We start from the raw sequence: 19354 nt of genomic DNA, 5'->3' as shown, positions 1-19354 counted from the left end.
AGAGGAGAAACACCATGATTATTATTCACGCAATATTTCAAGTAGATCCAGCAAAACAACAATCATTTTTAGAAGAAATTCAGCCACTTCTTCATGGTTCAAGAGAAGAAAGTGGAAATATCTCTTATGACTTATATAAGGACACAGAAAAAGAAAGTGTTTATACAATGGTAGAAGTATGGAAAGATGAAGCAGCAGTTGCGAGTCATAATACGAGTGAACACTTCACATCTTTCGTTAGTAAAGCACAACAATTTTTAACTGCTCCGCTTAATATAAAAGTTTATAATGGAGAGTTAGTAAAATAATAAGATAGAAAAAGATGACTTTAGCGTATGGCTGAGGTCATCTTTTTTTATATAAGTAGAATTTACTTTCGATACAGTTATGTTGAAATAGAAGACTTGCTCGTATCTTCAATGACAGTGGTGAATTGTATGCTAAATTCGAACATTCGGTTTATTGGAATATTTTCCCGTGGTATAATTTTTGTAAATAAAAGGTAGAGGGGAGTAAGTGATGGGAGAATTTCAAAGTAATTTGCATAGGGCAACGCAACTTGCAACGAAAATGAGAAATGCTTCAGATAGAATGCAAAGTGCTACTAGTCGCTCTATAAATAAGGCAACGCGTACTACACTATCTGTGAACTTCAAAGCACAAGAAGCAAATCAGCAAAATTTACACATCACGAAACAATTTTGCGCTGCTTTTCAACAGATGATTGATAATATCCATTCCGTAGCAAATGAATTTGAGAAAATGGATACCGGACTTCAAAAGACTTTTCAATAATGTAACAGCCTACGTAAAGGGGAAAAGGTAGGGAGAAAAGATGAGTCAAGAAATTGAAACGAGAATAAATCAATGTAATCAAAAATTACGAAGTATATTTGAAGAACAAAATGAAAACCGAATTGCGCTGCAAAATCAAGAACGAGCTGAGGCTAGTTTTCATGAATGGAAAAATCGAAGTAATCGTTTATTCAGCAGAATACTAGAAACTTGGCATGGTGACAAAGAAGTATTTCACCTATTTACGAATATGCGGCAAGAGATTGGACAGTATGAAAGAAAACTTACATTCGAATTAGAAAACGAAAAAGAGACGTTGCTTAAAGAAAAACGGCATCTCAGCGAGAAAGAAAACGACCTTTCCTATGAACAGCAGCAACTACAAAGGGAGGTCAATACATGAGTTTAAACATGTATTTGGGAGAAGTACAAAGTCAAACTCAAAGTATGAACGCTATATGTAACGCTACGATTCAAAGTATGGAACAAGCCATTCAATCTATTGACGCCTTTGCGATAGATACAGTATTACAAGGACAAACATACAGTAGTGCAAAAGCCTACCTTGTCCAAACATTTCGGCCATTAGCGCAAGGAATTATATGCTTATGTGAAGAATTAATTCGCCAAAACGAAGCATTCCCAAATGAGTTCCAAGCAAAAGTTGCTTCAACAGATGTGATCGAACATGAAATAAGACAACAAATACAGGAAATCAATCAATCGATTGCAAGTATAGAAGCAATAGAAGTACTTACACCGATGCCTGGAGTAGACGCAATTGTTGCGGTCTTAGTTGCGATGAGGAGAAAATTGGAAGAAAAACTAGAGCGTCTATATGAATTCAATCATTCGTCCAGCAACAATTACAGCACCGCCCTCCAATTAGCCGCTAGCATCACAGCCGGACTCGCTGAAGTGCAAAGCGGGAAAGGGTTTAGTCCTGTGAGTGGTACGTTTAGTACACAAGGTTTGAATATGGATTGGGTGAGTTCTATTCAGGGGATTATAGAAGAAACAGCCCGAAAAACCGATCAGTCAATTAAGGATATAGAAACAAACAATATAATTGAGGAGAAATCTCCGGTTAGAAATGCTTGGGACAATGCAGCAGACAGTATAGTTGGCACGTTTGAAACAGTGAAAAAGATGTGGGAAGCTGTTCAAAGAGGCTCGGGGAAAGCTATTGGAGATGAAATCGAGTCCGCAGAAGCTTTAAGTAATATGGATATAGGAACTTTTATTAATGTAACCTATGCACTTTTCCATTTAGATGAAACTGCAAAAAATATGTGGCATGCATTTTCAAATAAAATAAAACGAGATATGATAGAGGGAGATGCAGAGAGTCGTACAGAATTGACTACCTATGGATTAACACAAATAGCTACCACAATATTAGGTGATAAGGCACTAAATAAAGTAGGCCATATCGCAAAAGGAGCAAAAGCATCAAGTGGAGTAAGTACATTTGTTAATGCAGTAAAACTAGCAAAAGAATTGAAGCCTACGCTTGAAATGTTACAATCATTTAAGAGAGAGGCTTCCTATGCATTCTCTAGTGTTGGTGGAACTATTGTAACCAAAATACCTCAAGGCGAATTAATAGAAGCTTATTATAAGTTTGCGAAGTCTAAAGGTGGTGGTAATGGTAAACCTAGCAGTAGCAAAAATACAAATGTAGATAATTTTGATGCGAAAACAGCTACAAATAAGCAAAAAGGTAATTATGGTGAAATAAAATCTAGTGACAATTTATTGAATAATCAAAGTTTAAAAGATGCTGGATTTGATTTGAAACCAGTCGGCAAAAGTACACCATCAAGCATAAATGATAAAATAGTAAAAGGGATTGATGGATTATACGAAAATGCAAATCCAAATTCAAATATTAAATATGTTATTGATGAAGCAAAGTTTGGTAGTTCACAATTAGGAAAAACTAAAGATGGACGACAAATGTCAAATGATTGGTTGAACGGTTCTGAAACTGGAAAAAGTAGAATATTGAAAGCTGTTGATGGAGATGAAGTATTAGCAGAAAAGATTGCGAATGCATTGGAAGATAGTGAAGTTGAAAGAGTATTATCAAAAGTCGATAGTAGTGGAAGCGTAAAAACATATAGGTTAGATGAAGAAGGAAACAACATTGGAGAATGGCCATAATTTAGAAGCTAGGAGGAATTAAATAGAATGAGAGATCAATTGTGCATAGAAGAAAAATGTAAAAAAGGAATAGAATTCCATAAAAAGTTTATTGAAGATAATAGAGAGGAGATTAGAAGTTTAGAAGAAGATGAAAAGAATGGTATACAAAGAAAGCCTAAAGATAATATAAGTATTATAGAAGGAAGATATTTAAGGAATTTTATACATGAGATGAACGACATTAGAGCAATGTATTCTTTAGGAGAAGACATTAGCACAATGGAAGTATATTTTTATAATGCAATGGATGATTTAGAGCATACAGGGACTAGCAAAGTGGGTTATATATATATGCTTTGGATAATTTCTTTAGGAATTTTGTTAGAAACGGATAAAAAGAATATAGAAAGATTAAAAAAGATAGTTGATAAAAAAAATGTGAATGATGCAGTAATCGATTTCCTCTTATGCGCTAGTGATATCGGATACACAAAAATGACGAATGTTTATTTTAAAGAAAATCCATATGCAAAAACGAGAGAATTTATAGAACTTGCACAAACAGATAAAAAAGAAGCGTCTAAAAGATTACAAACGTATATGGAGAAAGAATGGTTTAAAGGCCATTATGATTATGAATGGAAAAATGCGCATAAAGAACCTGGATATGTAGGGTACTGGAGCTTTGAGACAGCTGCACTAGTAAAGATACTCGAACTTGATGATACAAGTTTAAAAGATAATAACCATTATCCATATGATTTGGCACATTATAAAAATGAAATGAAATTTAAGCATATAGACCTAATTGAATATCACTATGAAGATGAGACAGAAGAAATCGAGGATATAGTAGAAGGAATTGAAAATAATCCTGCATTGGAAAACATTATTCCTCCAAAATGGCATTCATTGGTCAATGAATTAATACATGATTATGAGAATATGAATGATAGTAGTTTTTATGAAAAATACAAAAAAACGATAGGAATAGGTCAAGTATGGTTTTTACCACAAGAGTATGAAGAAGAAAACGAGCAAAAAAATCTATTAGGAAGTTTAATTGTGTTTGCCCTGACGGTAAGAGATTACATATTACAATTGGACTATAAAGAAGATTTAGAGGACTACATTGATAATCTTAAAAATTTCTGGAATGTTTCAGAAACAAAGTTAGTTCAATTTATTTTAGAAAATGATCAAATTTATTATGCATGGGTACCAAAAGAAGTAAATATCCCAAATATGTATGAAGTGAAGATAGAGAGTGTCGATGTAGAGGAAGTTCTATAACAAGCAAATTAAAACATTGTGCATCATGAGTAACGCTGAAAAACTAAATTATACGTAATTTAATGAATTAAGAGATTGAAAATAGTGGTAGTTTGGAGAATCCAACTGCCACTATTTTTGTGTTTACGAATGGTTCTGTAAATTAAGTAGCTTGTTTAATGAATTCAATCATTCGTCCAGCAACAACTACAGCATCGCCCTCCAATTAGCAGCTAGCATCACAGCCGGACTCGCTGAAGTGCAAAGCGGGAAAGGATTTAGTCCTGTAAGTGGGAAGTTGCATAGTGAAAAGTTAAATATGGAATGGGCAAAGCAAATTCAAATAATTATAGGAGAGAAAATACGGAAATCTGACTATGGTATTGGAACGAGCGTAGACTTAGAGCACAATGTGTATAACGACATTGAAGGAATAAGCAGCGAAAATATATCTATCAATAATAGATTTACAAAAGAAGAGATACAAGCGACACAAAAATATCTTGAAGAGATTAAAAATGGTGCAATAAAAGGGAATATAATTAAGGATTTCCAAGTTGAAACCGATGATTATGAAATGGAGCATAACATCTTTGGCCAGCCAGTCGGTGGTAGAAGGCCAGTACTCGATCCTTTTATAATAGGTGCGGCGAAGTTCGGATTCGATTTTCTCTTTGGTGATCTTTTCACACTCTTTGACTGAGAAGCTACCTATGGTGAAAAACTCCTAGCAGTTGGGATGATGTCCCCATATGGGAAGGGTGTAAAAGTAGTTGATAAACTACATGATTTAAAAAAGGTTGGAGATGTGAAGAAAGCAACGTCTGGGAGTGCGGGGGTTACTAAGGGTACGGGTGAAACTATAAAAACAAAATTACATGAGAGTGAAAAATCTTTGGATCATGCAAACATTGGTGACTTTACTAGAAACCCTAAAACCGGAGAAACTTCAAAAATGAAGATTGGTGGGCATGGTCAAGATAATATAGATTTTCTTAAACAGAACGGTATCGAATACAATATTGAAAAAAGTTATCCTAATGGGGTAAGGGTAGGAAATGTACCTGGTCATAAATCTCCGGGGAAAAGAATGGGAAATGGTCAAGCATGGTTTCCTGAAAATTGGTCTAAGGAAGATATAAGGGAAGCTGGAGAATATGTGACAAATAATATGCCTGAATACAAGGATATTGCGGATGGTGTAACGATATTTGGCGATTATAATGGTGTTAGGATAGGGATAATCAAAACTAATGGAGAGATAGGAACTGTTTTTCCAGATAATATGTTACAACCATAATTATTACAGGGAGGTTTTAATTAATGTTTGAGGAAAAAGTAAGGATTGTCTTAGGGTCGCGAGCATTACTTGATGATAATGATCCAAGAATTGAGCAGAAATGGGAAGAACTTATAGCCTTACTGAGTGAAAGCGAAAACTTAACTTTGAATTTTTTACAAATATGTACAAAAAATGAGCTCTTATTATTAAGTGAGGTTTTCGAAGAAGTTGCTTATAATTTGCAAAGTAAAAAATATATTGAAATACTATACTCGTTAGATCAAAGATATCCAGACCTAAATTTAAAAAAACATATACAAATTGCTGAGAGCTATATGGACTAAAATTAGGTGATTAATATCATTGAATTCCACAACTCATAAGAAAAACAGTGTAGGAGATAAGAAAGTGTACACAGTTGAATTAATCATAAAAAGCGGATTTGACTTTAGTTGTACTACATTGTTTATTGGTGGATAGTATAAATTAATTTCCTTTTAGCCAATAAAATAGAAAGGTGAGATTATTATGAATGTTTTAGAAGGATTTTTGCAGGCAGAAATTAATACACAGGAATGATATGAAGATATAAGGTCTTTTATAACTTCATATCATATCAGATATGGTGAATTTGAAGGAAATGAATATATAATAAAAAAATGGATTAAACCAATTTTATTTTATTTATGGAATATATAGATGCGGGTGGTGAAAGAGAAATATACGGAGCGGTATCAGTTTATAGAAACAATTTAATCAAAGAGATTAATGACTGTGCTCAGGTTAAAGGAATACAAGTAATTGATGTAAATTAGTAGTTACTAAGAAATGGTCACAGTTCGAAAACGTAGTCTCATTGAAAAGAGTAACAATTTTACTCAAGCTGATGAAAAATTGGCTGAGCAATTGAATAATTCTCCTGAATTAGCACGTAAGTTTGGGATGGAATCTGGTGAAGTCAATGCAGGAGCGTTTATGCCAAACGGATTTGCTAGTAAACAATAAAGGAGATAGATAATGAAAATAGATGATGCAGTTTTTGGTGAACTTGAGTTTAATAATTATGATTGGATTGGCTATAAAAACATTGAGTTTTTTGGGAACGAAGTTAAGGTGGCGTTAATAGTTAGGGGAGAAGATGATGGTCAGTTTGAGGAAGAACAATATATGGCATATAATTTTTTAATAGAAAGATGGCAACAATTACAACAAAGTATTTTGGAGCCTATATTAGATTATTATAAACAAAAAAGATATGAACTTGGTTACGATGTTGAATCTAACGAAAATTATCCTTTAATAGAAACAGTTACTCAAATCCTCGAAAAAATAACATTATCTGGAATTTTCGTTCCGGATAATGACCTTATCGACTTTCTTGATATCGGACTTACGTTTGACTGTACATGGGATATGGAAAATGGATTAGGCCTTTGTCTTGTGAAAGGTGAAGTAACTGAGGTAGGTTATCAGGACGTTGTACTTTAAAATTTGAAGCCTATTTTTATAGAGACAATAAAATTGTTTTTTTAGTCATTCGGAATATATGGGCTGATTGAATTAAGGTGTAGTTGAAGTGTACAAAAATAGAAAAGGTCATTTTGAAGTACGCACTCCATGATGGTTGTACCATCATAGAGTACTACGTGCAATAATAGAATAGAAAAAGAAGTACGAGCTTAGAAGAGGTGACATTTTACATGTCAGTGAATATAAACGCATGAAATGGGCATGAAACGAATGAACTCGTACAAACTCGTAAGTTTTAACGTGTTACTTGTCATGATATATGAAACTTAAAATACTTGATTGTCTACTTTAGGCAACAAGTATCTTTTAATAAATCGACATGCTATAAATTTGTAAAAAGTATTCTTTATGAATGAAGGTTAATACGAATTTTTAGTATTATATTATTGAAATTATATTAGAAAAAAGCACATGATGTCTCGATGGAATCCGTGGTTACGAACCTGCAACTGATGAGGCTACTTTACTTATGGGGATTAATGACAAAAAAATAGAGAAAATATTTTCTTAATTTATGAGCCTTAAGGTAATGACCTTAAGGATTTTTTATTTCTCTCGAATAAATATTTTATTTATTCGAAATCTATAGACATGTTATTGTATTTGTATAAAATGGAAAATTAAAAATGAATGCTTTACTGTACTGCAAGATAAGGAAGCAAGCGTTGCTAAGGATATTAAGATACAATATTTATAGGAGGATAAAATGAATAGTAATTATGAATTTATTGAAGATAAAGAGAAAAACGATGAATTGATGTCAATATATTTTAACTTTATAAACGGTAAGTACTTGGAAAGAGCTTTGAGTTTTTTTATAAAAAAGGAGGGGTTTGGACAAGAAATAGTATTCGTTCATTTTCAGTCTGATTTAGATGAATTTGATATGTCACAGCTACCTACACCTTTAGATGATAAACATGTGTTAGTTGAATTAGATTCTCCAGCTGTTGAGTCTGAACAACAAGTGTATTTGGACTTTGAAACTTTTTGTAATTATTTGGAAGAACATGTGAAAAAGGAAGTGGAAAAAAATCCAGAAAGAAATGGATTAATAGACTTATTAGTGCAGGTTAAGCGCAGCTTAAATTTGTAATAGCTTATAGCTATTTTGCTAAATTCTGAGGGCAGAAAAGAACTTTTTCAAGAATATGTTTTCATTAGTATTGTAGTATATTTTAATAAGGCAAATTGTCTGGTATTGAATTAGTAAAGAGGAAGTTATAGATGAAGAAGAGTCAACAAAAGAGACCTCATATTTGATGTCTCTTTTGTTGAGTGTATTGAAAAAATCCCCAATTAAACATTAGCATGAGATAACAACTATAAGGATACGGATAAAACACTACCTAAAAAGAAATCAATACCCGACTTTGTGAAAAAGCAATGGGAAGCAGGGAATAGATTTAATAAGGAAAAGCGCTCTCGATATCTTTATAATGAAGTAGAGTTAGAGGGAAAGGAAATCAATGGGAAGAAATATGTTGTGGATTCTTATATTCCGAGTGGAAAAATTGTCTCGAGGAAATTTCCCCAATTGGCTGAAGTAAAAGAAAAGACGGCATTAAGTTATTTAAGTGAGTTTACTAAAAAGTATTCTTCCGGTTCAGAAATTTCTTCAGGTGAATTTAATCCTAATGCTTTAAAAGGTGGTCGACTAGAAGGAATATCTATATAAAAGAAGGACTTCTGATTGATAGATTTACAACTAAAAAGGGAGTACATAAAACTTGGGGGAATCTCTAGACTTAAGAATTCTAAAGCAAAAGACTAGTTTTAGAAAAAATAATCCAATGGGTTCATTTGAGTTAGAAAAAATGAAATAGAAAGAAGTGCTATAGCTATGGAAAAGTTTTACGTTGATAAAGATATATATGTATATCCTGAATCTTACCAAAAATTAGTGGGATTGAATTTAGTTGATTTTGATGTATGGTATTTAATTGAATCTGGGCAAGCTACTAGAAGGTATCATGAGTTAAAGGAAAGGTATCCAAAAAGAAATTTAATTCCTTTTGCTAGAAGAGATGACAACGATGATATTGCGTGTTTTGAAATTGGCAAAGGAAGTAAAGTGCAACTTATTCATGATTTTGCTTCTGAAGGTTTTGAACAAAGAAAAGAATTTGATGACTTTTGGGATTGGGTTGAATGTGCTATGAAAGAAATGATTGATTACAATCGGAGTGAAGAAATTGAATAAACAAAAATTCTATTCAAATTTAAGTAAAGAAGTATCTTATGCTTTACGTCATGCTCCGTGGGAATACGAATTGGAGTTAGATGAGAATGGCTGAATGTCTGTTGAGCAACTTTTACACGCACTTCATCAATCCATTGAATGGAGAGATGTGAAGATAGAGTATATACTAATCATATTTTAGAAAGGCATGGAAGTAATACCAATAATTCAGCTTTTGCAAACAAATCAAAATTCAATTCTGACTTTGATATTAGGGCCGGAATAGATAGTACATTAAAAGGAAATGGTGTGTTAGTTAAGCCAAATACTTCTGGGAGAGAAGGATATATATTCGAACAAACATTTTATTAGAAGATGTACCTGGTACGGGAAAAACAACATTAGCAAAAAGTTTAGCAAAAAGCGTGGATGCTAAGTTCCAAAGAATTCAATTCACAGCTGATACTTTGCCTGGAGATGTTATTGGTCTCGAATATTTTGATGTGAAGGAATCGGATTTTAAAACGAGGTTAGGGCCTATTTTTGCAAATATAGTACTAGTGGATGAAATTAATCGAGCCGTACCGAGAACACAGTCTTCGTTATTGGAAGTTATGGAAGAACGTACTGTTACAATTGCGAAACAGACACATTTATTACCAGAACCTTTTTTAGTTATTGCAACGCAAAATCCACTTGAGTCAGCGGGCACATTTCCGTTACCAGATGCTCAGTTAGACCGTTTTTTACTTACTATACGTCAAGGATATCCTACGAGGGAAGCAGAAAAGGAAATGATGAATCGGTTTCAAATGAATGATCCGTTAGAAACGTTACATTCTATTATTTCAAGTGAAGAAATTATTATGATGCAAAAGCGTGCAAGAGAAGTATTAGTAGGGAACGATGTACAAGATTATCTTCTTGAAATGATTGAAGCAACCCGTAAGCATGAGTTAATTGAAATCGGTGTAAGCCCGCGAGGTACGTTGGCATTTATGAGAGCGATTCAAGCACGGGCGATATTAAATGAAAGAGATTATTGTACGCCAGATGATATAAAGACACTTGCCGCATCAGTTTGTGCTCATCGGTTAACGTTAACAATTGAAGGGGAGATGAAAACGACGAAAGAACAAATTATTAAAGAAATTCTTCATACGATTCATGTGCCAGTGGAGAATGTATGATGAAGCAAAAACTTGTGTATACACCTTTAGCTGAGCCTTTCATAATAGGAGTTATGTCAGTTGTAGCTGTTATTTTATGTATATTTTCAAGTAATCTACTCATTTTATCTCTCGTATTTTTATATTTAATGTTAATAGGGACCACGCATGGATACATACGTAGAGTGTCTCGTGTTGAATGGGAATTCAATCAAGGGAATTCGAATGTTTTTATAGGTGAAACAAATATGTGCAAAATAAAAATTTCAAACAACTCGATATTTCCTATTTTCAATATCGTATTTCGATTTAAATGTGAAAATAAGTTAGCTTGGGAGCATGATGAACTAAATAAAAATCATAGTACAGGTTCAAATGATTATTTGAATTTCAATATAAAAGGAGGAGAGACGGTTTCATTTGATTTGCAAGCTGTAGCTTTAAAAAGAGGCATTGCGAAATGGGAAGAGATTGAAATTGTTATTACGGATCCTTTTGGATTTATAACGAACCATATAACATATAGTCAAGTTGATACACCGTCCTATTTAGTTTTACCTGCTGTTCCGAAAATACTAGTACCTGAATTACAAGAATGGTCACGTGGATTTCGAAAAGCAATGTCGTCTCCGCTGTATGATGAAACGAAAGTAATGGGAGTGAAATCTTATGAAAATGAAGATTTTCGTTCCATCCATTGGAGTGCAACAGCAAAAACAGGAACGATAACGGCGAAAAAATATGAACGAAAACAGTCAGATAAATACGCGGTTTATCTCAACTTACAAAATAAAAGTGGCGTTTCTTTACGAAATGATATTGAAGAACTAATTGAATTAACAGCAGGCATATGCAAACAACTACTTATGCAAGATTGCTCATTTGAATTATGGATTAATAGCGTGAAAGATAACGGTTTGTTACATATAAAGAACGGCGATAATCGGAAACATTTGCAAAATGTATTAAAGGTACTTGCCTCGATATCAGACCAAGATACTCCTGTTTCTTCTTCTTATTTTTACACAGCAGGCTTTCGCCTTAAGGAACTGGATGCGGTTCCTTTAATTCTTGGTACTTCACCAAAGAAATATAGTAGAACGAATAAATGGATTGTAATTAAAGAATAAGAAAGGGCTTATGTCATGTTGAATAAAAAGCGGCACATGAAAGTGAAGTTTTGGAGTGTAAGAGCTTTAATCATACTTTTCTTTGCGATTAGTGCAATATCGTTATCACAAGGTGTTGTGCATGTACAAGGCATAGTAAAGGAGCGTTTTTTTAGTGAAAAGAAATCTGAAAAAATTTATAAAGAAACAATAAACTACGAAAATATTGAAGAGTATGGGACACCTATTGAAGATAAAAAAGTAGAAGATAAAGGGATAAGAACAACAACGGGTAAAAAAATGAAAGAGTTCGAAAGGGGAAGTTCATGGGGAGCCATATTTTCTGTACTTTCAAATTCATGGATTACTATAGCGTTTTATGTGCTTATCGCAGTCACAATTATATATTTTCTCTACAAATCTATTAGGAAAAAGTTGATGGAAATAGAAATAGAGCAGGAGAAACAATCGGTAACAAAAGAAAATTCGGTAAGAGCCGTAAAAAATGAAAAAGTCATTCATCAGTCAGAGCAGCCGCTACCTACAGATACGATAAGGAAAACGTTAGTTGAATGGGAAAGAACTTTACCATTTCACGAGCAGCGAAGGTCTTATGAAACGATGCAACAGTGGTTGAAAAGAATTTGTAGAACGAGAGACATTATTCCGATATATGAGTCTGTTCGATATGGTGAAAAGACTTATACGGAATTAGATGTGGAAAAAACAATGAAGTGGATAGAGGGGGATGGGAAATTGGATTAAGTTAAAATAATTGAAAGAAAGAGATTTAGGAATTACAAGGTGTAATGTTTCATGTATTATCCACCTTAATTCAATATTCATAGTATGAAAGGTGGAAGACAAAAATATCTGCAGGGGTGAGGTGAATAAAGAATGTTTCGCAATTGTTTTTACAATGAAACGAAAATGCGTCCTTTAGGGGGGCAGGGGCCTGCACAAAGTACTATTCAAGCTGTTCATCATGCTATACAAGCGCAGCAACAAGCATTTCAAACACAGCAAATGCAGGAAATCCATAATCCATCACAATCATGTTATTCATTACAGCCTTATTACCCATCACAATCGTGTTATTCATTACAACCTTATTATTCATTACAGTCTTATTATCCAATGTAGGTTAAAAAGGATGGTACGACTTTTTAATCGATTTCGTATGAAACTGTATATGCTTGATAGCGAATGAAAGTAAAACGGAAATATCCTTTTTGTTGGAATTCATTCAAAAATAATTTGAAGAAAGCATTTTTTATTAAGTTTCAGGTTAACAAAAGAGGATTTGCTACGAATAGCAGGTCCTCTTTTTTAATGACAAAGAGTAACTGTGAATTCTTGGAGAAAGGGAGATGAAATTTTGGACGGACTTCAAAATCTTAATTTTATGGGCATAGGGTACCGCCTTATAGCCATCAAATTAATCCCACTACAACAAAAATGCTATTCTTTTTCATTGCGGATATTGTATTTCTTTAACCGACGGATCAGTGAAGTTTGGGTAATGCCAAGAACTTTTGCAGTTTTACGTGTAGTCTTATTTTTCTTAATTGCCTGTTCAATAATTGTTTTTTCCATACTTTCGATAATCTCGCTTAAGTTGTTGCCTTTTTTCAGAGATCCTAAAGCTTTTTCTTCCATACTTACTGAGTGAAAGCGATCTGGTAAATCATGAATCGAGATCTCTTCTTTTTTTGCCATAATAACGAGCTGCTCAACAGTGTTTTCCAACTCGCGTATATTTCCCGGCCACTGGTAACGTTGAAAAACATCTATCGTTTGCTTCGAGAAGGTACGTGTCTGGTTAAATATCTGATTATATTTTTGTAAATAGAAATGGATTAGCGGAAAAATATCTTCACGTCGCTCGCGTAACGGCGGAATGTTTACTGGTAAAACATGAAGGCGATAATATAGGTCGGCCCGGAATTTTCCCTCTTTTACCATTTCCTCGATTTTGCGGTTTGTTGCTGCAATCATGCGAATATCGGCCTTGACTAAATGTGAACCGCCAATAGGCATATAAGTTTTGTCTTGCAATTATTGAAGGAGTTTGGGCTGTAGATGTAGCGGAAGTGGTTGGGCTTATTCCAAAGGTGCGGCTGCATATTATGTGCCCGCGTATATATTTCTAGCATATATAATATCTTATTGGATTGCACCTGAAATTTGGAGATACGGTAAGGAACATGGTATTATTTCACAACCTGACTATTTTGCATCTAAATACGATAGTCGTGCAATGGGGGTTATAGTAGCTATTGTAGGAAGTTTAGCACTTATACCATATATTTGTATACAAATGAAAGGATTAGGAATCATTGTTTCAGAGGCTTCTTTTGGAGCAAAGAGGTACGATTTAAATTCCGAAAATTGTTATTTTTAAAACTATTACATATAATAAAGGTTATAGGGTTTTATACAGGGGAGTTATGAATAGGGAATACTTTAGTTGATTAACTATTTCTCGTTTCAACCAATATAACAGTTAATAGATTTGGAGTTGAGTACATTGGGACAAAATCATTTTAAGTGGAGTAATAAACAATTACGAGAGCATGTTGAAGTAGTAGATGGCAAGAGAAGTCCGCACATTTTATTAAAGAATGCAACGTATTTAAATTCTTACTTACGTAATTGGACAGTAGCAAATATTTGGATTTATGATGACCGAATTGTATATGTAGGGGAGAAGTTACCAGAGCAATTAACAGATTGTGAAGTGATTGATTGCGAAGGAAAGTATGTGGTACCTGGCTACATAGAACCGCATGCACATCCATATCAATTATATAACCCAGAGACGTTAGCGAATCATGCGATACAATTTGGGACAACAACTTTTATTAATGATAATTTAACTCTATTTTTCACATTAAAGCGAGAAGAAGCATTTCGTTTATTAGATGAATTTAAAAAAATTCCAGCAAGTATGTATTGGTGGTGTCGCTTTGATGGACAGACTGAATTGCAAAACGGAGAATCTTTGTTTAATAGTGAAGAAATAATAGAGTGGCTGCAGCATGAAGATGTTCTTCAAGGCGGGGAGTTAACAGCATGGCCAAAACTATTACATGGCGATGATGAAATGTTAAATTGGGTTCAGGAAACGAAGCGATTACAGAAAAAAGTAGAAGGACATTTCCCAGGTGCATCTGAAACAACGTTAGCAAAGTTAAAGTTGTTAGGTACAGATTGCGATCATGAAGCGATGACAGGGCAGGAAGCGTTAACTCGCCTAATGCAAGGTTACACTGTATCTCTTAGAAATTCTTCGATTAGACCGGATTTGGAGGTTTTATTAAAAGAATTACTGGAACTAGGAGTTAAGCAGTTCGATAGATTCATTTTCACAACAGACGGTTCACATCCATCATTTTATGAAAACGGAATGACGAATAGGCTGATAGAAATAGCGATCAAGCAAGGGGTACCAGTAATAGATGCTTATCATATGGCAAGCTATAATATTGCTCGCTATTATAATATGGAGCATTTACATGGTTCAATTGCGACAGGTAGAATTGCCAATATTAATATTTTAGAAAGTAAAGAAAACCCGGTGCCAATTAGTGTCATTGCAAAGGGACAATGGGTGAAGCGTGACGGAGTAAACAAAAATGAATCATTACTTATAGAGTGGAGTAACTTCAAAGTAACTCCATTATCATTAGACTGGACCATAGAAAAAGAGGATATGATTTTTTCTAACAAAACAGGTATACACTTATTGAATAACGTTATAACAAAACCATATGTAAGTGAAATTGACTTAAATAGTGATGAACTTTCTATTGATCATGATGAAAGTTTCCTTATGATGATTGCACGTGATGGTACTTGGCTAGTGAATACAGTTGTGAAAGGTTTTGCGAAAGAATTAGGTGGTCTTGCTAGCTCTTATTCCGGCACAGGTGATATGATTCTGATTGGAAAAAGTAAAATTGATATGCTTACAGCTTTTCATAGAGTAAAAGAGCTCGGCGGCGGAATGGTAATAGTTGAAAAGAATGAAGTGTTACATGAAATTGCATTACCGTTGCTCGGGATTATGTCGGATGTAAATATGAGTGATTTAATACAGGAAGAGAAAAAGATGGTGAACTTACTGCAAGAGCGAGGATATACTTATAACGATCCAGCATTTACGATTTTATTCTTTTCTGCAACGCACTTACCATTTATACGAGTAACACCTATAGGGTTATATGATGTGAAAAGTAGTAAGGTAGTTGCTGCGCCGGTGAATTTGATAAAGCAATATTAAGTTGATGATACGTATTATAATTCGTTAACTAAAGCTTTTGAAAGTGGTGGATATAGAGGAGAGCCTAGGTTGTTTGTAAAGCCGCTTGAAGCATTTTTACTTTATAAAGAAATAGATGATACAAATGTGATAAAATATCTTGAACTTGAAAAAGGGGAATGGATCGTTACCGAAACGAAAAAGAAGCAAGGAAAAATAGTGGAATACAAACCGTTACAATGTGAAAAAGAGAAATGAACATAATATGAACTGATGTAACAAAATGCTAATTAATGTTGTTTTTATCAACGATAGCTTGTTATCTATATAAAATAGGAAAAGGTAAGTAAACATATTATCCTTTTGTAATATGTTTACTTACCTTTTTGAATGGATTTAAAATTCGGAATGGTGTTAGTTGAAAATTATTTGCTGGCTAATGCAAAAATAATTTTCAACGAATCCTTTCGTCGTAAAAAGAGGAATTTGTGTCGAAAGATTTATACATTGCAGAACCAACTATGTATATTTTATTCTACAGTATTAATAAAAGAATGCTAGCTATGCATAAGAAAAATAATTGGCACAGTTTTTGCTTGTATTAAATTTAAGGAAGGGGAATTGTATGTAAGGAATCTGTATTCGTAATAGTATAAAACAAGCTACTATTGCATCATTGATCATACTTGTATTTATAGCGGAACTGTAAATACATACAAATAAGTATGTTCTAATATTAAAATTCAGAATTTTCTTTAAATTATTAGGAGGCAATGTTATGGTTAAATATTCGAAAATCTCTAAGTTGATTCTTGGTGTTGGACTAGTGACAATATCATGTAATGGATTGCAAATTCAAGCAGAGACAAAAGAGAAAAATGTGAAGAACGTGAAGAGCGTATTACAAATGGAGCCGGTAGGAATACAGAAATCCGTTGATGAGTTGGCGCACTCTTCAGCAGTACAAGAAAATGCATCTTTTACAAAACGGTTAAAGTTAGCGGATTTATCGCAGCGTCCGCTAGCACCAACCGATAATGTTAAAACGTTGGCTGAAGAAAAAAAGTATTCGATGGCCGAACTAAATCAATTAAGTAACAAACAATTAACTGATCTTTTAGTGACGATTAAATGGTATCAAATCCCGGATTTATTTCAGTTTAATAGTGATAGTCTCAAGTTCTATCAAGATGATAGTCGAATGCAAGCGATCATTGATAAACTAGCAGAACAAGGTCAAACTTATACGAAAGATGATTCAAAAGGGATTGAAACATTAGTAGAAGCTCTACGTGCAGCATTTTATTTAGGTTTTTACCATGATGAATTAAGCAAACTAAATGAGCGTAGCTACCATGATAAATGTTTACCGGCTTTAAAAACAATTGCAAAAAATCCGAATTTCAAACTTGGTACATCAGAACAAAATAAAGTTATTTCATCATATGGAAAATTAATTGGAAATGCATCGGCTGATGTTGAAACGGTTTTATATGCAGGTGAAATTTTCAAACAATATAACGATAATCTTGCAACTTTCATTGAAGACTCGACGAAAGGAGACGCTATTTATGAGTTGATGAAGGGAATTGACTTTGATATTCAGACGGATATGTACACGACTGGAAAAGAGCCAAAAGATACGATGTGGTATCGAAATATTGATAACTTTATAAATGAAGTAAATCGTTTTGCACTAATTGGTACAGTAACAAATAAAAACGGCTGGTTAATTAATAATGGAATTTATTATGCTGGTCGATTAGGCAAGCTTTATAGTACACCAACAAAAGGCCAGCAAGTTGTTACAGATGCAATGCGAATTTATCCATATTTAGGGGAGCAATATTTTGTTGCGGCAGAACAAATTACTACAAATTATGGTGGAGTAGATGCGAACGGAAAAACAATAAGTTTAGATCAAATTCGAGAAGATGGTAAAAAGAAATATTTACCGAAAACGTATACGTTTGATGATGGAGCAATTGTCTTTAAAGCTGGGGATAAAGTTAGTGAAGAGAAAATTAAGCGTCTATACTGGGCGGCAAAAGAAGTACGTTCTCAATATTATCGTACAGTTGGTAGCGATAAACCACTTGAAAGTGGACATGCTGATGATGTACTAACGATGGTTATTTATAATAGTCCAGATGAGTATCAATTTAATCGCCAACTGTACGGATATGAAACGAATAATGGTGGAATTTATATTGAAGGGACAGGAACGTTCTTTACATATGAACGTACACCAGAGCAAAGTATTTATAGTTTGGAAGAATTGTTCCGCCATGAATTTACACACTATTTACAGGGAAGATACGAGGTTCAGGGATTATGGGGCCAAGGGGAAATGTATCAAGATGAACGTTTAACATGGTTTGAAGAAGGGAATGCAGAGTTCTTTGCAGGTTCAACGCGATTAGATAGTGTAGTACCGCGAAAAAGTATAATTGGTGGATTATCTTATGATCCTGCAAAACGTTATACAGCATCACAAACATTAAATGCGAGATATGGAACGTGGGATTTTTATAACTATTCGTTTGCATTGCAATCATATATGTATAATAACCGTCCTGAAATGTTCGATAAAGTGCATGATTTAATTCGTGCAAATGATGTTTCAAGTTACGATGCATACCGTTCTACATTAAGCAAAGATAATAAATTAAATGAAGAATATCAATCTTATATGCAAATGCTTATTGATAATCGTGATAAGTATACAATTCCACAAGTATCAGATGATTACTTAGCGCAGCATGATCCAAAATCGCTTTCGGACGTTACTTCGGATATCACTAATGAAGCAAAGTTAAAAGATGTGAAAGTAACAAAAAATAAATCACAATTCTTTAATACATTTACACTACAGGGGACATATACAGGAAGTGCGGCAAAAGGAGAAATTGAGGACTGGAAAGTGATGAATCAAGCAACGAATGATATGTTGAAACGTCTTTCAGGAAAAGAGTGGACGGGGTATAAAACATTGACTGCTTATTTTGTAAATTACCGTGTAAATAATGCTGGACAATTTGAATATGATGTTGTATTTAGCGGACTGAATACGGAAGAAGGTACGGCTGTAGAAAAAGAACCGAATAATTCATTTGAAACAGCGAATCCACTATCTTTAAATATGTTACTAAGAGGAAACATAAGCGATCAAGATCAGGTTGACCGATTTGTTATTGATGTAAAAGACCCAAAAGATTTACAAATTACTATTACGAACGAACAAAATATTGGATTGAACTGGGTACTATATTCTGAATCAGACTTAAATAATTATGTAACTTATGCAACAAAACGTGATGGAAACAAATTGCTTGGCAATTATAATGCGAAGCCAGGAAAATATTACTTAAGTGTATATAAATATGGTGGTGGAACAGGGAATTATACAGTGCAAGTAAAATAATTTACTATAGTTTGTTTTGAAAGGCTACTCATTGCATTTTTTAGCTAAGTAAAGTATTTAATGTTAAACATTAAACTACTTCAATATACCCCTGTTCTAATTATAGAACAGGGGTATATTGGCTTTATATTTTTAAATTAAATAAACTCATTGGATTTTGACAAGAAAATAATTAATAT

The 19354-nt window shown here is 33.6% G+C and carries 17 protein-coding genes and 6 pseudogenes; 22 read left to right on the top strand and 1 reads right to left on the bottom strand.

Translation table 11 applies throughout. The annotated features are described in order from the left end of the window. Positions 1-14 precede the first annotated feature (14 nt). From MR065_RS06225 to MR065_RS06140, 18 genes and pseudogenes are all read left to right on the top strand, one after another. Positions 15-308 carry a putative quinol monooxygenase gene (locus MR065_RS06225; RefSeq protein ID WP_242212900.1) on the top strand — a complete coding sequence of 98 codons (294 nt, stop codon included), beginning with the start codon at positions 15-17 and terminating at the stop codon, positions 306-308. 211 nt (positions 309-519) lie between these two features. Then, on the top strand, positions 520-795 hold the full coding sequence (locus tag MR065_RS06220; RefSeq protein WP_242212899.1) for a TIGR04197 family type VII secretion effector: 276 nt from the start codon (positions 520-522) through the stop codon (positions 793-795). Positions 796-835: 40 nt separating this feature from the next. Further along, positions 836-1198 carry a DUF3958 family protein gene (locus MR065_RS06215; protein ID WP_242212898.1) on the top strand — a complete coding sequence of 121 codons (363 nt, stop codon included), beginning with the start codon at positions 836-838 and terminating at the stop codon, positions 1196-1198. Then, positions 1195-2961: a T7SS effector LXG polymorphic toxin gene (locus MR065_RS06210; RefSeq protein ID WP_242212897.1), complete on the top strand. Its 1767-nt coding sequence runs from the start codon at positions 1195-1197 to the stop codon at positions 2959-2961. The genes MR065_RS06215 and MR065_RS06210 overlap by 4 nt, the downstream gene beginning before the upstream one ends. A 27-nt stretch (positions 2962-2988) precedes the next feature. Continuing rightward, entirely contained in the window at positions 2989-4236 is a 1248-nt protein-coding gene (locus tag MR065_RS06205; RefSeq protein ID WP_242212896.1) for a PoNi-like cognate immunity protein, read from the top strand. A 139-nt stretch (positions 4237-4375) separates the two neighbouring features. Then, positions 4376-5077 (top strand): annotated as a pseudogene (locus MR065_RS27695) (T7SS effector LXG polymorphic toxin); the annotation flags it as partial. 33 nt (positions 5078-5110) lie between these two features. Continuing rightward, positions 5111-5515, top strand: a complete 405-nt coding sequence (locus MR065_RS06195; protein WP_396022361.1) for an EndoU domain-containing protein — start codon at positions 5111-5113, stop codon at positions 5513-5515. 23 nt (positions 5516-5538) lie between these two features. After that, positions 5539-5841: a hypothetical protein gene (locus tag MR065_RS06190; protein WP_242212894.1), complete on the top strand. Its 303-nt coding sequence runs from the start codon at positions 5539-5541 to the stop codon at positions 5839-5841. Positions 5842-6367: 526 nt separating this feature from the next. Then, positions 6368-6502 (top strand): annotated as a pseudogene (locus tag MR065_RS06185) (HNH endonuclease); the annotation flags it as partial. A 12-nt stretch (positions 6503-6514) separates the two neighbouring features. After that, entirely contained in the window at positions 6515-6985 is a 471-nt protein-coding gene (locus MR065_RS06180; protein WP_242212893.1) for a DUF6985 domain-containing protein, read from the top strand. A gap of 748 nt (positions 6986-7733) precedes the next feature. Then, a complete protein-coding gene (locus MR065_RS06175) occupies positions 7734-8123 on the top strand; it encodes a hypothetical protein (protein WP_242212892.1) in 390 nt (129 codons plus the stop codon). A gap of 279 nt (positions 8124-8402) precedes the next feature. Beyond that, positions 8403-8705, top strand: coding sequence for a hypothetical protein (locus MR065_RS06170; protein ID WP_242212891.1), 303 nt, complete (start codon positions 8403-8405; stop codon positions 8703-8705). 165 nt (positions 8706-8870) lie between these two features. Then, on the top strand, positions 8871-9230 hold the full coding sequence (locus MR065_RS06165) for a hypothetical protein (protein WP_242212890.1): 360 nt from the start codon (positions 8871-8873) through the stop codon (positions 9228-9230). After that, a pseudogene (locus tag MR065_RS27690) lies at positions 9223-9405 on the top strand (RNA 2'-phosphotransferase); the annotation flags it as partial. The gene MR065_RS06165 and the pseudogene MR065_RS27690, both read left to right, overlap by 8 nt. Positions 9406-9562: 157 nt before the next feature. Further along, positions 9563-10399 (top strand): annotated as a pseudogene (locus MR065_RS06155) (AAA family ATPase); the annotation flags it as partial. After that, positions 10399-11508, top strand: a complete 1110-nt coding sequence (locus tag MR065_RS06150; RefSeq protein ID WP_242212889.1) for a DUF58 domain-containing protein — start codon at positions 10399-10401, stop codon at positions 11506-11508. The pseudogene MR065_RS06155 and the gene MR065_RS06150, both read left to right, overlap by 1 nt. A 15-nt stretch (positions 11509-11523) precedes the next feature. Beyond that, on the top strand, positions 11524-12252 hold the full coding sequence (locus MR065_RS06145) for a signal peptidase II (RefSeq protein WP_242212888.1): 729 nt from the start codon (positions 11524-11526) through the stop codon (positions 12250-12252). A gap of 132 nt (positions 12253-12384) precedes the next feature. Then, entirely contained in the window at positions 12385-12630 is a 246-nt protein-coding gene (locus tag MR065_RS06140) for a hypothetical protein (protein WP_242212887.1), read from the top strand. Positions 12631-12948: 318 nt separating this feature from the next. Here the strand turns inward: MR065_RS06140 and MR065_RS06135 are convergent, their stop codons facing one another. Continuing rightward, positions 12949-13545, bottom strand: a complete 597-nt coding sequence (locus MR065_RS06135) for an AAA-type ATPase lid domain-containing protein (RefSeq protein ID WP_277927327.1) — start codon at positions 13543-13545, stop codon at positions 12949-12951. Positions 13546-13576: 31 nt separating this feature from the next. On the opposite strand from MR065_RS06135, the pseudogene MR065_RS06130 reads away from it, so the two are divergent. The 4 genes and pseudogenes from MR065_RS06130 to colA all read left to right on the top strand — a co-directional run. Beyond that, positions 13577-13852, top strand: a pseudogene (locus tag MR065_RS06130) (sodium:solute symporter family protein); the annotation flags it as partial. Positions 13853-14017: 165 nt separating this feature from the next. After that, a complete protein-coding gene (locus MR065_RS06125; protein WP_242212885.1) occupies positions 14018-15772 on the top strand; it encodes an adenine deaminase C-terminal domain-containing protein in 1755 nt (584 codons plus the stop codon). Positions 15773-15775: 3 nt separating this feature from the next. Next, positions 15776-16009: pseudogene (locus MR065_RS06120) on the top strand (hypothetical protein); the annotation flags it as partial. Between the two features lie 520 nt (positions 16010-16529). Next, entirely contained in the window at positions 16530-19175 is a 2646-nt protein-coding gene (colA, locus tag MR065_RS06115; protein WP_242212884.1) for a collagenase ColA, read from the top strand. Positions 19176-19354 lie beyond the last annotated feature (179 nt).

This window comes from Bacillus cereus group sp. BfR-BA-01383, from assembly GCF_022663495.1.
GTDB classification, from domain to species: Bacteria; Bacillota; Bacilli; order Bacillales; family Bacillaceae_G; genus Bacillus_A; species Bacillus_A cereus_AU.
The sequence above is the reverse complement of the archived record's forward strand: the minus strand, read 5'-3'. Positions and strand labels throughout refer to the sequence as shown.

Bases quoted from the DNA above. Each gene is read 5' to 3' on its own strand.
- colA (WP_242212884.1), top strand. From the start codon at position 16,530: ATGGTTAAATATTCGAAAATCTCTAAGTTGATTCTTGGTGTTGGACTA.
- MR065_RS06210 (WP_242212897.1), top strand. From the start codon at position 1,195: ATGAGTTTAAACATGTATTTGGGAGAAGTACAAAGTCAAACTCAAAGT.
- MR065_RS06175 (WP_242212892.1), top strand. From the start codon at position 7,734: ATGAATAGTAATTATGAATTTATTGAAGATAAAGAGAAAAACGATGAA.
- MR065_RS06220 (WP_242212899.1), top strand. From the start codon at position 520: ATGGGAGAATTTCAAAGTAATTTGCATAGGGCAACGCAACTTGCAACG.
- MR065_RS06225 (WP_242212900.1), top strand. From the start codon at position 15: ATGATTATTATTCACGCAATATTTCAAGTAGATCCAGCAAAACAACAA.
- MR065_RS06140 (WP_242212887.1), top strand. From the start codon at position 12,385: ATGTTTCGCAATTGTTTTTACAATGAAACGAAAATGCGTCCTTTAGGG.
- MR065_RS06145 (WP_242212888.1), top strand. From the start codon at position 11,524: ATGTTGAATAAAAAGCGGCACATGAAAGTGAAGTTTTGGAGTGTAAGA.
- MR065_RS06165 (WP_242212890.1), top strand. From the start codon at position 8,871: ATGGAAAAGTTTTACGTTGATAAAGATATATATGTATATCCTGAATCT.
- MR065_RS06150 (WP_242212889.1), top strand. From the start codon at position 10,399: ATGAAGCAAAAACTTGTGTATACACCTTTAGCTGAGCCTTTCATAATA.
- MR065_RS06215 (WP_242212898.1), top strand. From the start codon at position 836: ATGAGTCAAGAAATTGAAACGAGAATAAATCAATGTAATCAAAAATTA.
- MR065_RS06180 (WP_242212893.1), top strand. From the start codon at position 6,515: ATGAAAATAGATGATGCAGTTTTTGGTGAACTTGAGTTTAATAATTAT.
- MR065_RS06190 (WP_242212894.1), top strand. From the start codon at position 5,539: ATGTTTGAGGAAAAAGTAAGGATTGTCTTAGGGTCGCGAGCATTACTT.
- MR065_RS06205 (WP_242212896.1), top strand. From the start codon at position 2,989: ATGAGAGATCAATTGTGCATAGAAGAAAAATGTAAAAAAGGAATAGAA.